At 70.8% G+C, this 15,715-nt stretch carries 11 protein-coding genes; 7 read left to right on the forward strand and 4 right to left on the reverse strand.

Annotated elements, in window-relative coordinates; genetic code table 11:
- Positions 1–151 precede the first annotated feature (151 nt).
- The 7 genes from ACYQ78_RS35260 to ACYQ78_RS35290 all read left to right on the forward strand — a co-directional run bounded on the left by ACYQ78_RS35260 (position 152) and on the right by ACYQ78_RS35290 (position 7,007).
- The gene (locus ACYQ78_RS35260) at positions 152–1,783 is read left to right on the forward strand and encodes a class I adenylate-forming enzyme family protein (protein ID WP_459805312.1); all 1,632 of its coding nucleotides are present in this window, start codon (positions 152–154) and stop codon (positions 1,781–1,783) included.
- A 36-nt stretch (positions 1,784–1,819) separates the two neighbouring features.
- The gene (locus ACYQ78_RS35265; protein ID WP_459805313.1) at positions 1,820–2,167 is read left to right on the forward strand and encodes a nuclear transport factor 2 family protein; all 348 of its coding nucleotides are present in this window, start codon (positions 1,820–1,822) and stop codon (positions 2,165–2,167) included.
- A 70-nt stretch (positions 2,168–2,237) separates the two neighbouring features.
- On the forward strand, positions 2,238–3,515 hold the full coding sequence (locus tag ACYQ78_RS35270) for an MFS transporter (RefSeq protein ID WP_459805314.1): 1,278 nt from the start codon (positions 2,238–2,240) through the stop codon (positions 3,513–3,515).
- 70 nt (positions 3,516–3,585) lie between these two features.
- Positions 3,586–4,545 (forward strand): ABC transporter ATP-binding protein, encoded by a 960-nt coding sequence (locus tag ACYQ78_RS35275; protein WP_459805315.1) that lies wholly within the window; start codon positions 3,586–3,588, stop codon positions 4,543–4,545.
- Between the two features lie 10 nt (positions 4,546–4,555).
- A complete protein-coding gene (locus ACYQ78_RS35280; RefSeq protein ID WP_459805316.1) occupies positions 4,556–5,287 on the forward strand; it encodes an ABC transporter permease in 732 nt (243 codons plus the stop codon).
- Positions 5,284–6,405, forward strand: a complete 1,122-nt coding sequence (locus ACYQ78_RS35285; protein ID WP_459805317.1) for a sensor histidine kinase — start codon at positions 5,284–5,286, stop codon at positions 6,403–6,405. Before ACYQ78_RS35280 ends, ACYQ78_RS35285 begins: the two co-directional genes overlap by 4 nt.
- Entirely contained in the window at positions 6,402–7,007 is a 606-nt protein-coding gene (locus ACYQ78_RS35290) for a response regulator (RefSeq protein WP_459805318.1), read from the forward strand. Before ACYQ78_RS35285 ends, ACYQ78_RS35290 begins: the two co-directional genes overlap by 4 nt.
- Before the next feature lie 4 nt (positions 7,008–7,011).
- Here ACYQ78_RS35290 and ACYQ78_RS35295 read toward each other — a convergent pair whose 3' ends face one another.
- The 4 genes from ACYQ78_RS35295 to pheS all read right to left on the reverse strand — a co-directional run bounded on the left by ACYQ78_RS35295 (position 7,012) and on the right by pheS (position 15,580).
- On the reverse strand, positions 7,012–9,045 hold the full coding sequence (locus ACYQ78_RS35295; RefSeq protein WP_459805319.1) for an ATP-binding protein: 2,034 nt from the start codon (positions 9,043–9,045) through the stop codon (positions 7,012–7,014).
- Between the two features lie 188 nt (positions 9,046–9,233).
- Positions 9,234–11,006, reverse strand: coding sequence for an ATP-binding protein (locus ACYQ78_RS35300; protein ID WP_459805320.1), 1,773 nt, complete (start codon positions 11,004–11,006; stop codon positions 9,234–9,236).
- Positions 11,007–11,888: 882 nt separating this feature from the next.
- Complete coding sequence (locus ACYQ78_RS35305) at positions 11,889–14,444, reverse strand: phenylalanine--tRNA ligase subunit beta (protein ID WP_459805321.1); 2,556 nt, start codon at positions 14,442–14,444, stop codon at positions 11,889–11,891.
- Positions 14,444–15,580: a phenylalanine--tRNA ligase subunit alpha gene (gene pheS, locus ACYQ78_RS35310; protein WP_439649168.1), complete on the reverse strand. Its 1,137-nt coding sequence runs from the start codon at positions 15,578–15,580 to the stop codon at positions 14,444–14,446. The genes ACYQ78_RS35305 and pheS overlap by 1 nt, the downstream gene beginning before the upstream one ends.
- Positions 15,581–15,715: the final 135 nt, after the last annotated feature.

A 15,715-nucleotide genomic window follows, 5' to 3' on the forward strand; every position in this document is an offset into this window, starting at 1 on the left:
TAGTTCACATTTTCTTGCTTCCTGAAGATTATGCATCGGTCGACATGATCATGCAAGCCAGCGTTCATTGTGCGAGATGACACCGAAGTGGTCCGAACGTTGTGAGGTGGTCACTTGGATGCGTACCTACCGGTCGGTATCGTGACGTCTCGTGACGATCTCGCATGACCAGGCGCAGGCGGCGCTGACCGCCCCGGGGCAGCTGTTCGAGATGGCGGAGACGCCCGACGGTGTCCGGTTCTGGAAACACGCCCCGGCCACCTTCCGGGCCATGCTGGAGACCACCGCCTTCCACGGCGACAAGACATTCGTCGTGTACGAGGACGAACGCCTCACCTACCTGGAGTTCTTCCACGCCACCGCGACGCTCGCCCACGAGCTGCGCGACTCGGGGATCGAGAAGGGCGACCGGGTCGCCATCGCGATGCGCAACTACCCCGAGTGGATCGTCTCCTTCGCCGCCACCCTGGCCATCGGCGCCGTCGCGGTCCCGCTCAACGCGTGGTGGACGGCCGCGGAACTGGAGTACGCCCTGACCGACTCGGGCGCCCGCCTGGTGATCACCGACGGCGAGCGCGCCGAGCGGGTGTCCGGCCTCCCCCTGATCGTCACGCGGAGGGGCTCCTTCGAGGGCGGCCGCGACTGGGACTCCTTCGAGCCCCGGACCACGCTCCCCCCGGCCGAGATCTCCCCCGACGACCCCGCGACGATCTTCTACACGTCGGGCACGACCGGCCGGTCGAAGGGCGCGCTGGGCAGTCACCGCAATCTCGGGCAGGCGCCGATGACGGTGGCGTACGCGATGATGCGCGGCGTCGCCATGGCCGGCAAGGACCCGGCCGAGAGCGCCGGGCAGCGCCGCAACACCCTGCTCACCGTGCCGCTGTTCCACGTGACCGGGTGTTTCGCCGTCCTGATGACGACGATGTTCACCGGCAGCGGCCTGGTGCTCATGTACAAGTGGGACCCGGGCCGCGCGCTGGAGCTCATCGAGCGCGAGAGGGTGACGACGATGAGCGGGGTGCCCACCAACGCCTGGCAGCTGCTCTCCCATCCCGAGCTCGGCAAGCGCGACATCTCCTCGCTGACGGCGATCTCCTACGGCGGCGCGCCGGCCCCGCCGAAGCTGCTGGAGCGGATCACCGAACTGCTGCCGAACCGGCTCCCGACCAACGGCTACGGCATGACCGAGACGACCGCCCTGGCGATCTACAACGGCGGCCGCGAGTACGCCGCGCACCCCGACAGCATCGGCCGCCCCCTCGCGGTGATCGACCTGAAGATCTGCGACCCGGCCGGGGCCGAAGTCCCCACGGGCGAGGTCGGCGAGATGTGCCTGCGCGGCCCGATCGTGATCATGGGCTACTGGAACCGCCCCGACGCCACCGCCGAGACGATCGTGGACGGCTGGCTGCACACCGGCGACCTGGCCCGCGTCGACGACGAGGGGTTCGTCTACATCGTCGACCGGGCCAAGGACATGGTCATCAGGGGCGGCGAGAACGTCTACTGCGCCGAGGTCGAGGCCGCCCTGTTCGAACACCCGGCGATCGACGACGCGGCCGTGATCGGCATCCCCGACGACGAACTCGGCGAGCAGGTCGGCGCGGTGGTGCGGATCACCAGCCCGGTCACCGCCGGGGACCTCCAGGCGTTCCTGCGCACCCGGCTGGCCGAGTTCAAGATTCCGGTGACGTTCTGGTTCCACGACGAGGAGCTGCCCCGCAACCCCGGCGGCAAGATCCTCAAGACGGTGCTCCGGAGGGATGTACTCGGGAGGTAATCGACGGTCGTCCGGCGCGGATGCGAGCCTGCGGCCATGACCGATTACGCAGCCATCGTCGACCGCAGCCTGCTCGCCTGGAACGAGACCGACCCGGAGGCCCGCGCCAAGGCCGTCGCCGCGGCGTGGACCGAGACCGCCCGCTTCACCGACCCCCTCGCCGACGTGACCGGCCACGACCAGATCAGCGCCTTCATCGGCCAGGTCCACCAGCAGTTCCCCGGCCTGCCCCTGACGCGTGGCGAGATCCTCGACGGCCACCACGACACGCTACGGTTCACCTGGACGATCGGCCCCGTGGGCGGCGAGCCGGTGGTCCGCGGCTACGACGTGCTGGTGCTCGACGGCGACCGCATCGCGCTCCAGCTCGGCTTCTTCGACTGAAAATCGAGTTGCGGCGGGGCCGTTGAATCGGCCAATCTGGCCGTTCGTGGTCAAAAGTTCCCTCGCCCTGATGCGGCGCCTGAAGATGGACGTCAGCCCGCTGCGCACCTCGCGCGACTTCCGGCTGTTGCTGGGGTCGGCGGCGGTCACGATGCTGGGGTCGTTCATCACCCTGGTCGCGGTGCCGTACCAGATGAAGGAACTCACCAACTCCTACGTCGCGGTGGGCCTGGTGAGCGCCGCCGAGTTCATCCCGATGGTCGTGTGCGGCCTGTGGGGCGGCGCCATCGCCGACTCGATGGACCGCCGCAAGATCATCATCTTCACGGAGATCGGCCTCTGCCTGACCGCGGTCCTGCTGATGGTCAACGCCCTCCTCCCGAACCCCCAGGTCTGGGTTCTGTACGTGGTGGGCGCCCTCACCGCCGGTCTCTACAGCGTGCGCGGCCCGAGTGAGCAGGCCACGATCAACCAGGTGCTCAAACTGGACCAGATGGGCGCCGCTTTCGCCCTCCAGGGCCTGGTCAGAAGCGTGGGCGGGGTAGCGGGACCGGCGCTGGGCGGCCTGATCGTCGTGTCGTTCGGCGTGGCCTTCTCCTACGGCATCAACGTGGCGACGTTCCTCATCTCGCTGATCCTGCTGTTCCGGGTGGCCCCGATGGCCAGACGCGCCGAGGTCACCCAGCCGGCGTCCCTGGCTTCGCTCGTCGAGGGGGTCAGGTACGCCGTGCGCCGCCCCGACCTGATGGGCACCTACGTGGTCGACATCGCGGCCATGTTCTTCGCCATGTCGAACGCGCTCTACCCGTTCATGGCCGAACAGTTCGGCGGCGAGAACGAACAGATCGCCCTGGGATTGCTGTACGCCTCGGCCGGAATCGGCTCGGTCCTCGCCTCCCTGACCTCGGGGTGGACGGCCCACGTCCACCGGCACGGTCTGGGGGTCATCGTCGCGGCCCTGCTGTGGGGCGCGGCCGTCGCGGTGGCGGCGGTGATGCCCAACATCTGGCTGATGATCGTCTTCCTGACCATCGCCGGTGGCGCGGACATGATCAGCGGCATCTTCCGGGGAACGATCTGGAACCAGACCATCCCGGACGAATATCGCGGCCGCCTGGCCGGGATCGAGCTGCTGTCGTATTCGACGGGCCCAATGCTGGGCAACACGCGCGCCAGCGCCATGGCCGAGTTCGGCGGGGCCCGGTTCTCGCTGGGGGCGGGCGGGCTGCTGTGCATGGGCGGGGTGCTGGCGATGGCCGCGCTCCTGCCGAAGTTCCGCAAGTACGACGCCCGCACCGACGAATACGCCCAGGCCCAACGAGAGGCCAGGGCAAGCACCCCGGCGTGACTTTTGTCAGGGTGATCACCGGACAAGCTTCACTACTGACGCCTGTTGGGATCTTCCTACCGTTGTCGCCATGGATGCGATCAGCGTTGAGGGCGTGGCCAAGAGCTTCGGGGCCGTCCGGGCCGTGGAGCGGTCGAGCCTGCGGGTGCCCGCCGGGCAGGTCGTGGCGGTGCTCGGGCCGAACGGGGCCGGGAAGAGCACCATGATCGGCATGATGCTCGGGCTGATCACCCCCGACGCGGGCCGGGTCGAGCTGTTCGGGATGGCCCCGGCCGAGGCCGCCGCGCGCGGGATGGTCGGGGCGATGATCCAGCAGGGGGAGCTGGTCCCGAACCTGACGGTGCGGGAGGTGGTCGGCTTCGTGCGCGACCTCTATCCCGTGCCGATGCCCTTGGACGAGGTCCTGGAGCTCGCCGGGCTGACCGACCTGGCCAGGCGGCGTACAGGCAGGTTGTCCGGCGGTCAGGCGCAGCGGGTGCGCTTCGCGATGGCGGTGGCCGGGGCGCCGAAGGTACTGGTCCTGGACGAACCGACGGCGGCGCTCGACGTGGAGACCAGACGCGCCTTCTGGGCGGCGATCAAGCGGTACGCGGCCGGGGGCCGCACCATCCTGTTCGCCACCCACCACCTGGAGGAGGCCGACGAGAACGCCGACCGTGTGGTCGTCATCTCCCGCGGCCGCATCGTCGCCGACGACACCCCCGCCGAGATCAAGCGCCGAGCGGGAGGCCGGACGGTCCGGTTCCGGCTGGGCACCCAACCGGCCGCGGGCCTCGAACGCCTCCCCGAGGTGACCGCCGTCGAAATCCGCGGCGACCACGCCACCCTGCACACCGCGGACCCGGACATGGTCGTGGCCTCGCTGTACTCCACCGGCCTGACGATCAAAGACCTGGAGATCACCACTCCGGCACTGGAAGACGCCTTCCTCTCCTTGACCAACCCCGGCCCGGCCGACCGAGAACAAGCCACCTCAGCGTCGACCGGCGCGGAGTCGGGTCCCGTTGAGCTGACCGCGACCGAGTGGTGAAGGACCCGGCATGTTGAGCTATCTCCGTCTCGAGCTGCTGCAGGTCCTGCGTGACCGGTATTACCTGTTCTTCGCTCTGGCTCTTCCGGTCGCCTTCTACCTGCTGTGGTCGAGCATCTTCGCCGGGGACGGGCTCGATCCCGTGACCGGGTTGCCGTCTTCGGTGGACATCATGGTGTCCATGGCCTCCTACGGCGCGCTCGGCGCCACGTTGATGAGCACCGGTGTGCGGCTGGCGACCGAACGCCGGAGCGGGTGGTTGCGGCAGTTACGGGTGACGCCGCTGACGCCCACGACGGTGATCGTGGTGAAGACGCTGGCCGCCATGTCGCTGGGACTCCCGGCCGTGATCCTGGTCGGGCTGGCGTCGGTGGTCTGGCAGGGCGTGCGGCTGGACCTCCTGCAGTGGGTCGCGATCACGGCGCTGCTCTGGGTGGGCACGCTGCCGTTCGCGGCGCTCGGCACCCTCATCGGGTCGCTGACCGGGCCGGACGCGGCCCAGCCGATCACCCTCGGCGCCTACTTCGGGCTGGCGATCGCGGGGGGCCTGTGGGTGCCGCTGTCGGTGCTGCCGCAGGTGATCCGGGACGTCGCCGCGGCGCTGCCCTCGACCCGGTTCGCCGAGCTGGGGCGCTCGGTGGCGGCCGGGCACGCGCCACCCCTGTCCGCGGGGCTGGTGCTGGCGGCCTGGACGGTGGCGCTGGGGGCGCTGGCCGTCGTCGCGTATCGGCGGGCCTGGTGAGGCGGCTGTTCATCGGCGACGTCCAGGGGCCGGAACTGGCTCAGCGCTTTTTCTGGACGTCGTTCGGCCTGCTGTTCCTCGCCCCGGTCGTGCTGGCGGTGGCCCGGGACGACGGGGTGCGGCAGTGGCTGGGGTGGACGGCCCTGGTGGTGTTCGCGCTGACGTACTACGCGGTGACGTTCGTACGGCAGCGGTGGGACGACCCGTTCACCGGGCCGGCGGTGGCGGTGCTGGTGGTGTTCACGCTGCTGGCGACGGGGCTGCCGCTGGCGTTCGGGCCCGACTGGCTCGGGCTGCCGGTCTATCTGTCCATCGTGTTCTCGATGGCGCTGCCCCTGCGGTGGGCGGCGGCGGGGGTGCTGGGCGCGACCGTGATGACCATCGTCGACGGGGTGGTTATAGGGGCCCACCCCGCCATGTACGGCGGCATCGCGGCGGTCCTGCTGGCGTTCGGCATGATGATGGTCGCGCTCCGGCACACCCGGACGCTGGTGCTCCAGCTCCAGGAGGCGCGGGACGAGGTGGCCCGGCTCGCCGCCACCGACGAACGGCTGCGCATCGCCCGTGACCTGCACGACCTGCTCGGCCAGAGCCTCTCGTTGATCGTGCTGAAGAGCGAGCTGGCCCGGCGGATGGCGGGCCGCGACCTCGACCGGGCCATCGGCGAGATCGGCGACATCGAGGTGGCGGCGCGGGCGGCGCTGTCCAACGTCCGCGAGGTCGTCTCCGGCTACCGCAAGCGCGCCCTGAGCGAGGAGCTCGACGGCGCCAGAGCGGTCCTGGCGGCGGCGGGGGTCGACACCACGGTCCGCATGGCGGGCGGCCCGCTGCCCGAGGCGGCCGACGGCGTGTTCGGCTGGGCGGTCCGCGAGTCGGTCACCAACGTCGTCCGGCACGCGCGCGCCTCCCGCTGCGTCATCGAGGTCGCCCACGGCGGGGGCGCGGCGACGCTGGAGGTCCGCGACGACGGCCGGGCCGCGAAGAAGCACGTCCCGGGCAACGGCCTCACCGGCCTGTCCGAACGCGTCTCGGCCGAGGGCGGCACCGTGGAGTCGGGGCCGGTGCCCGGCGGCGGGTTCCGCGTGGTCGTCCGGGTGCCCGTAGGGTCACCGTCATGATCAGGATCATGCTGGCGGAGGACCAGAATCTGGTGCGCGGCGCCCTGGCCGCCCTGCTCGGCCTGGAGGAGGATCTGGAGGTCGTCGCCGAGGCCGCCAACGGCGACGAGGCGGTCGCCCTCGCCCAGCGGACGCATCCCGACGTGGCCCTCCTCGACATCGAGATGCCCGGCACCGACGGCCTGACCGCCGCCGCCCAGATCCGCGCGGCGGTCCCCGGCTGCCACGTGATGATCCTCACGACCTTCGGCCGCCCCGGCTACCTGCGCCGGGCGATGGAGGCGGGCGCCTCGGCCTTCCTCATCAAGGACGGCCCCGCCGAACAGCTGGCGGCCGCGATACGCCGCGTGATGGCCGGGGAACGCGTCATCGACCCCGCCCTGGCGGCGACCGCACTCAGCACCGGCCCGAACCCCCTGTCCCAACGGGAGCGTGACGTGCTGGCGGCCGGGGCGGGCGGCGCCACCATCGCCGACATCGCCTCCCGGCTCCACCTGTCGGAGGGCACCGTCCGCAACTACCTGTCGGCGGCCATCACCAAGGTCGGTGTACGCAACCGCATCGAGGCCGCCCAGGCGGCGGAGCGCAACGGCTGGCTCTGAGCGGTCACGCCAACCGCTCACGGACCTCGTCCATGGACGCCGCGAAGCCCTCCTCGAACGCGCGCTCGTATCCCCGGTCGCCCAGCACCAGCCGGGCCCGTTCGGCCGTCGCCACGCGGGGGGCGGCCAGTTCGTCCGAGCCCATCGCGGTGAGGCCGAAGGTCAGCCACAGGCGTTCGGCCGCGCCGTGCATCCACGCCGCCGACCCGGCGTCGCCCCGGGCCATGCTCACCGTCGCGAGATGGTCGGCGCCCATGGCGACCCCGAGGACGTCGTTGAGGCGCCACTTCACCGCGAGGAGCTCGCGGCCGGTGGCGTCGGCGTCGTCGACGTCTCCCCTGGCCAGCATGAGCTGGGAGCGGAACAGGTCGCCGAAGGCGCGCATCCAGATCTCGCCCTTCCGCTTCGACTTGGCGTTCATGTCCTGGAGGACGCCCCACGCGCGTTCGAGGTCGCCCAGGAAGATGTAGGCCATCGCCTGGCCGCCGTCGATCACCAGGTCGTCGATCGTGTCGGTGACGCCTGCGGCGGCGAGGTGTTTGCGGGCTTCGTACATGACCTCTTCGACCTTCTGCGGCGCGCCGCTGAAGAGGCGGACGCCGCCGAGGCGGACCAGGGCGTGGCCCATGGCGGCGTCGTCGCCGATGCGGCGGGCCTCGGCGAGGGCCTGCTGGGAGCTGCGCTCGGCCAGGACCATGTCGCCCTGGAAGACGGTGATCCAGCCGAGGACCCACAGCGCCCGCGCGTACGACGACCCCTCGCGCGGGCCGTTGGCCAGGGCGCGTTCGACGAAGTAGCGGCCCTCGCGCATCTGGCCGAGGGCGCCCCAGATGATCCAGCACGACGACACCAGGTCGAGGCAGGCCGTGCCGCCGTGGCTGATGCCGTGGTCGAGCGCGAGGCGGATCTCGGCGAGTTCGGCGTCGGCCCAGTCGGCCCAGGCGATCTGGTCGGGGCCGTACCACTCGCGGTCGAGGCGCTCGGCCATCGCCCGGAAGTGGGCCAGGTGGGCGCTGCGCATCATCCGTTCTTCACCCAGCTCGCGGAGCCACTCGTGGCCGTATTCGCGGATGCCGTCGAGCAGCCGATGGCGGTCGCCGGTGCGGGTGACGATCGACTTGCGGACCAGCTCGGCCAGCACCGCCCCCACATCCGGCAGCCGGTCGTCGCCGCACACCGCCTGCGCCGTCTGCTCTTGGAACGACCCGGCGAACACCGACAGCCGCGCCCAGAGCAGGCGTTCCTGCGGGGTGCAGAGCTCGTGACTCCAGCCGACGGCGGTCCGGAAACTGCGGTGCCGCGCGGGACCGCCCCGATATCCGGCCGTCAGCAGGTCGAAGGGGTCGGTCAGCCGATCGGCCAGCTCCTCGGCCGAGAGGGCGTGGAGATGCCCGGCGGCGAGCTCGATGCCGAGGGGGATGCCGTCGAGACGCCGGCACAGCCGCCCGACCGCCATGAGCGCGCTCTCCCCCGCCTGCCACCCCGGCACGCGGTCACGCGCCCGCTCGACGAACAGGCGGACCGCGTCGTAACCGAGCAGGTCGTCCGATTCGGGTTCGGGCCGCTCGAACGGCGCGACCTCGAGCATCTTCTCGGACGGTACGTCGAGCGGCACCCGGCTCGTCGCCAGCACCTGGAGCCCCGGCGCCACCGCCAGCAGCCCGTCGACGAGCGTGGCACACGCACCGACCAGGTGTTCGCACGTGTCGAGAACGAGCAGCAGCCGCTTCCCCGCCAGGTATTCGGCCAGCACCTGCTCGTAGGGGCGGGTCGACTGCTCCCGCAGCCCCAGCGACCGGGCCACGACGCTGCCGAGCAGGTTGGCGTCCTGCTCCGGGGACAGCTCGGCGAACCAGGCGCCGTCGGGAAAGGCGTCGGCGCAGTCGGCGGCGGCGCGTAAGGCGATGCGCGTCTTTCCGACACCGGGCGGACCGGTCACGGTGACCAGCCGGGATTCGGCCAGCAGCGCGGCCAGCCGGTCGAGCTCGTCTTTGCGTCCGATGAAACTACTGGTCTCAGCGGGCAGGTTGACGGTCACCAGGCTTCCCTCTCCAGGGGTTCATCCCTTGATCTTCGGGTGGAATACGACGGTCACCAGGCCGCCCCTCCTGGTGCTTCGTCCGACGGCGGAATGCCCACAGAGCCGAGGTCGGGCGCACGATCACCGAATCTCCGCGCGCCCGTCCGACGGCAGAGCGACCGCAAGCACCGAGGCCGGGCACACGATCACCGATCTCTGCGCGTCTCGGCCAAGGCCGCGGCCACCGCGTCGTCGAGGTCGAGGCCGGGGCCCGGGGTGATCGCGGGTGAGCGGTCTCTGATCTCGGCCAGTACGGGTGGTCTCAGGCCGTCCATGCCCGCCCACGCCAGGTCGGCGGTGGCCAGGAGGGCGCCGTTCCGGGTCAGCACGCCGACCAGTTCGACCCCGGCGGTCTGGGCCGCCGTGTCGCCGAACTGGCGGGCGGTCGACAGTGCGTCGCGGGCCGAGGTCAGCGCGGACGACGGGTCGCCGCGGAGGAGTTCGGCCTGGGCGAGGAGGTGGTCGAGGTGGGAGCGGGTCCAGATCTCGCCGGTGGTCACGCACAGCTCGCGGCCCTCGCGGAGGACGGTCACGGCGCCGGTCAGGTCGCCCATCCGCAGCAGGGTCGTGGCGATGATCGTGTAGCTGGGCAGGAAGCCGGGGAAGAGGTCGGCGTCTTTGCGGTGCCCCTCGCGTGCGTCGCGGATCAGCCGCAGCGCTTCAGGGTAGGCGCCGCGCTGGGCGGCGACCCACGCCGAGACCTGGATCAGGCGGGCCGGGCCCTGGTTCGTACAGGAAAGAAGGGCTTCGTCGGCGGCATCGGGGTCGCCGAGGGCGGCGTGGAGCCAGGCGGCGGTCCAGAGCGCTTTGTCGCGTTCTGGACCCGGGGAGCCGCCCGCCGCCCGGACGCGGGCGAGCTGGTCGGCCCCTTCCTGCTGGAGGCCGCAGCAGGCCCACAGGAACCACAGCGTGCCGGCGAGATCCTGGGCGTCGTCGGTGCCGGACGCATCGGCCAGACGGGAGTCGAGCGCCTTGATCAAATTGCCGCGTTCCAGGCGCATCCGCCGATACCAGTGCAGCTGACCGCCCTGCCACTCGGCCTCCGCCTGCCGGGCGAGAGCGCGAAAGTGGCGAAAGTGACGGTCTTCGGTGGCCTCTCGCTCACCCGCCCGCTCCAGCCACTCGGCGCCGAACTCGCGGACGGTCACGGGAAGGTGAAACCGGACACTCCCCCGGATCTCCGACCGCGTCACGAGAGACCTGTCGACCAGCGCGGCGATGGCCGGGGTCACGTCGTCGTCACCGCAGACCGCCTGGGCGGCCTCCAGATCGAACCCGTCGGCGAACACCGAGGCGCGCGCCCAGACGAGCCGCTCCTCGGGAGTGCACTGCTCGTGACTCCAGCCGATCGCGGTGCGCATCGCGGCATGCCGTGACGGACCCTCCTGCCCGGGATCCCACAGCAGATCGAGCAACGGCCCGTCGGACTCGCCGCGCTTCAGCGCCGCCGCCAGCAGCACCAGCGTCAGCGGCAGCCCGTCGGCACGCCGCAGCAGCTCGGGCGGCGCCGTCACCCCGAGCCGGTCGAGCAGCTCGGCGCGGTGCCCGGCGGCCAGCTCGCGCAGCGCCACCACCCGCTCCCCCGGCAGCGCCAGCGACTGACGGCAGGTCGCCAGGATCGCGAGCCCCGGATGTCGTTGCAGCATGACCCCGATGTAGGGCACCAGCAACTCCAGCACCCGATCGCACCCGTCGACGACGAGCAGCCCGTCGCCGGCCAGCATCCCGATCTCGGCCAGGGCCGACGGCCCCGCGTCGGCGTCGACCACGTGGGCACCCCGCCGCGCCGCGACGACCCGCGCCAGCGCGGTCTTCCCCGCACCGGGAGGCCCGGTCAGCGTGACCAGCCGGGTGCGCCGGAAAGCCTCCTCGATCCCCTCGACGTCGGCGTCCCTGCCGACCAGCCCGTCTCCGGACACGACAATCACCTGCCTCCCCTAGGCCGAGCCATCGTAGGCCGCCCACCCATCGCCCACTGAACGCTTCGACCCCCCTGTGGAAAACACCTCTACTACCGAGGATGCGTTTTGTTCACCTACTTACAAATGAAGCGAGACCTGGCACCAGAAGGCCCTCCGGGAGTGACCGGAGAATAAGTTCTTTTGGTCGACGAGGCGAGAAGCAAGACCTTGGATAGCTTTCCTTCTCACATCGGCTATCACTTCCAGCCTTCCCACCTCGAAGAACACCAATTACCGATCTTCAAATCGCCGATCACGACCCAGAGCTTTTCCACAAGCCACCCCAAGATCACACGCCTAAAAGGCGGCGGCCCCAATAGATGGCACCGGTATCTAATGGGACATATCGGTGAATCGCGGCTTGAGTCGGCCGCACAGCCGATCATGTACGGGGAGAAAGCTTCACCTGAAGACAGCGCGCCTGTTCGGCACAGCGCAGGGCCGGCACGACACAACAACCTGTCGACGCAGCAAGCGCCCTGCGGGCAAGCCCGGCGGATCGGGTGCCCCGACTGCGTCAGGAGGTGGCGGACTCGGGCCCGACTTGAAAGAAGCCTCAAGCACCCGAACGTGCGCTTAGAGCACAGGCGCCACCCGGCACAACAAAAGGAACACCGGCAGAACCAGCGCCGCGATTAATGCGTGAGACGCTGATACTCCTCGCGAAGGCGGGTTCTGCACTCCACCCATGCAAGCGAGGCAATCCATCCCCACAAAACGCCACAAAGCGAGCATCGTCGGTCCCGCAATCCGGACGACAACCAGGAGAAACGCGAGCCCCCGTACACGAACAAACAAAAGGGGCGCCGGGAAGACCGGCGCCCCTTTCAGAAACAGGTGTCACATCCCGCGCAACCGAGCCCCGACCCGCCCGGCCGCCGTTTCCACGGCCGCGTCGCGAGCCGATGCGATCTCCTCCGCCGTCAGAGTGCGGTCGGGGGCGCGGAATCGCAGCGTGTAGGCCAGCGACTTGTTCCCCTCCCCCGCCTGTGCGCCTTCGTACACGTCGAACAGCCGCACCGACTCGAGCAGATCCCCCGCACCATCACGCAGCGCCGCCTCGACCGACGCCACGGACGTGTCGGCCGGAACGATCAGCGCCACGTCCTGCGTCGCGACCGGATAGGCCGAGATCGACGGCGTCTGCGCCGGGGACGGCGCGGCCAGACGGGACAGTTCGAGTTCCATCGCCGCCGTGCGCTTCGGCAGGCCGTAGGCCTCCACGACGCGCGGGTGCAGTTCGCCCGCGTGGCCGACCAGGACATCGCCGACATACAGGGCGGCGCACCGCCCGGGGTGCCACGGTTCGTGCTGGTCGGCGCGGATGTCGAGCGACACACCGGCCTCACGGGCCACCGCGCGGGCCGCCTCGATCGCGTCCGACCAGGTCGCGGTGCGGCCCTGGCCCCACCAGCCCGAGCGCTCGAACTCGCCCGCCAGGACGGCGGCGACGCGGACCGGCTGCTCGGGGAGCGCGGCGGTGAAGAGGGCCAGCTCCTCGTCGGTCGGGCGGCGTTCCACCGTCAGGATCGGGGCGGTGTCGGGCGCGTCGACCCGGGGGCGGTAGACCAGGCCCGTCTCGAACAGCGCCAGGTCGGTGAAGCCCCGGCCGACGTTGCGGACCAGCGTCTTCAGCAGGCCGGGCAGCAGCGTCGTCCGCATGTAGGGTTCGTCTTCGCTGAGCGGGTTCACCAGCCGGGTCGCCCTGCGGCGGGCGTCGTCGGCGGGGAGCTGAAGGTTGTCGAGGTCGCGCAGGCCGATGAACGGGTAGGACAGCACCTCGACGTAGCCCGTGACCGCGAGCACCCGGCCGACGCGGCGGCGCAGGCGCTGGGTCTCGGTCAGGCCCGCCCCGGCGGGGGCGCCCGGCAGGACGGAGGGCAGCTCGTCGTAGCCCTCCAGCCGGATGACCTCTTCGGCCAGGTCGTTGGGGTCGGTCAGGTCGGGGCGCCAGCTCGGCGGGTAGACCGTGATCGGGTCGTCGCCGGTCACGGCCAGCTTCGCGGCCAGGTCGCCGCTGGTCACGACGCCCGTGGCGGCCACACCTCGGCCGCCATCTGAAGAGGCCTCGACCACTCCGTCGACGACGACGCAGCCGACCTGCTCCAGGCGGGTGACGACGGTCTCGCGCGAGTAGGGCACACCGGCCACCCGCGCCGGGTGGCCCGACGGGATGGTGATCGACACCGGCGCCACGTCGGCCTGGGCGTGGGTCACGCCGGGCTCGGCGACGCCGTTGCCCAGTTCGGTGAGCAGCTGCACGGCCCGCCAGGAGGCGGCCAGCGGCAGCTCGCGGTCGACGCCGCGCTCGAAGCGCTTGGACGCCTCGGACACCAGGTTGTGCCGCCGCGACATGCGGGCGACGCCGGTGGCCGAGAAGTGGGCGGCCTCGATGACGATGTCGGTGGTCGACGCGGTGATCTCGGTCGACAGGCCGCCCATGGTGCCGGCCAGGCCGATCGCGCCCGAGTCGTCGGTGATCAGGATGTCGTCGGCGGCCAGGTCACGGGTGACGTGGTCGAGGGTCTCCAGGCGCTCACCCGGCAGGGCGCGGCGCACCACGATGCCGCCCTGGATAGTGTTCCTGTCGAAGGCGTGGAGCGGCTGGCCGAGCTCCAGCATCACGTAGTTGGTGACGTCGACGGCCAGCGAGACCGGGCGCATCCCGGCCCGCGTGAGCCGCACCCGCATCCAGAGCGGAGACTCGGCGGCGGGGTCGAACCCGGAGACGGCGCGCAGGACGAACCGGTCGCAGGCCGTCGGGTCGCCGATCTCGGCCGGGTGGGTGACGCCCTCGGTGGCCGGGAGCTCCAGCGCGGCGGGGTCGCGGAACGGTACGCCGAACGCGGTCGCCGCCTCGCGGGCCACACCCCGGATCGACAGCGCGTAGCCGCAGTCGGGCGTGATCTCCAGTTCGAGGACGTCGTCGACCAGGCCGAGTAGCCCCACGACGTCGGTCCCGAGCGGGGTGTCGGCGGGGAGCACCAGGATGCCGGGCGACGACTCGGCGATGCCGAGCTCGGCCTCGGAGCAGATCATGCCGTCGGACAGGCGGCCGTAGGTCTTGCGGGAGGCGATCTCGAAGCCGCCCGGCAGGACCGCGCCGGGCAGCGCGACCGGGACCACGTCGCCGGGGGCGAAGTTGGTCGCGCCGCAGACGATCTCGCGCGGCTCGGCCTCGCCGACGTCGACCAGGCAGTGGCGGATCGGCTTCTTGAAGCCGGTCAGCTCCTCGATCTCGATGACCTGGCCCACGACGACGTTCTTCAGGTCGTGACCGTGGGAGGAGATGGCCTCGAGCTTGAGACCGGCGGCGGTGAGCTTGTCGGCGATCTCATGGGCGGTGACGGGCGGGAGATCGACGTACTCCCGCAGCCACGAAAGCGGGACCTTCATCAGACCTCCATTCCGAACGGCAGGGTGAAGCGGATGTCGCCTTCGACCATGTCGCGCATGTCTTCTGCGTTGTGGCGGAACATCAGGGTGCGCTCGATGCCCATGCCGAACGCGAACCCCGAGTAGACCGAGGGGTCGACGCCGCAGGCGATCAGCACGCGCGGGTTGACCATGCCGCAGCCGCCCCACTCGATCCAGCCCTCGGACTTGCAGGTCCGGCACGGCGGGTTGCCCGGCAGTGAGGAGGCGCCGCGGCAGACGAAGCAGCGCAGGTCCATCTCGGCCGACGGCTCGGTGAACGGGAAGTAGTTGGGCCGGAACCGGGTCGTGATGCCCTCACCGAACATCACCCCGGCGAACCGGTCGAGGGTGCCCTTGAGGTGGGCCATCGTCAGGCCCTTGTCGATCGCGAGGCCCTCGACCTGGTGGAACACCGGGGTGTGGGTGGCGTCGAGCTCGTCGGTGCGGAACACCTTGCCGGGCGAGATGACGTAGACCGGCAGCGGGCGCTCCAGCAGGGCGCGGATCTGGACCGGCGAGGTCTGGGTGCGCAGCACCTTGCCCGATTTGACCGACTCGACGAAGAAGGTGTCGTGGTCGGAGCGGGCCGGGTGGTCGGGCGCGATGTTGAGCGCGTCGAAGTTGAACCACTCGGCCTCCAGCTCGGGGCCCTCGGCGACCTCGTAGCCCATGGCCACGAAGCAGTCGGCGATGCGCTCCTGGAGCGTGGTCAGCGGGTGGCGGGCCCCGCGCGGCGCGCGGTCCCACGGGAGGGTGACGTCGACGGTCTCCTCGACCAGCACGCGGGCGTCGCGCTCGGCCTCGAGCTCGGTCTGCCGGACGGCCAGCGCCTCGGCGACGGCCTTGCGGGCGGAGCCGATCCGCTTGCCGGCCTCGGACCGGGCGGCCGGCGGCAGCGCGCCGATCTCCCGGTTGGCCAGCGCGATCGGGGACCGGTCACCGGCGTGGGCCAGCCGGACCTGCTTCAGTGCGTCGAGATCCGCGGCCGAGGAGATGGCGGCGAGGGCATCGGCCTCCGCGCGCGCCAGCTCGTCGGCGTGCAGCGGTGTCACCTCGACCGGGTCGTAATCAGACAAGGGAACTCCGTATCCAGGGCCGGAATGGCGGCCCCTGATTCTATTGGCTAAAGGAAACCCCCTCGGCCCGGCCACCATCTGCGGAAGAGTCACCACAAGCCGGAAAATTCAGGAGTAACGGCGCAAAACCCGCAGACGGTCCGCGAGAGCGCGCCACTCTCCCTCCGCCGCAAA

This window comes from Herbidospora sp. RD11066 (genome assembly GCF_054661255.1).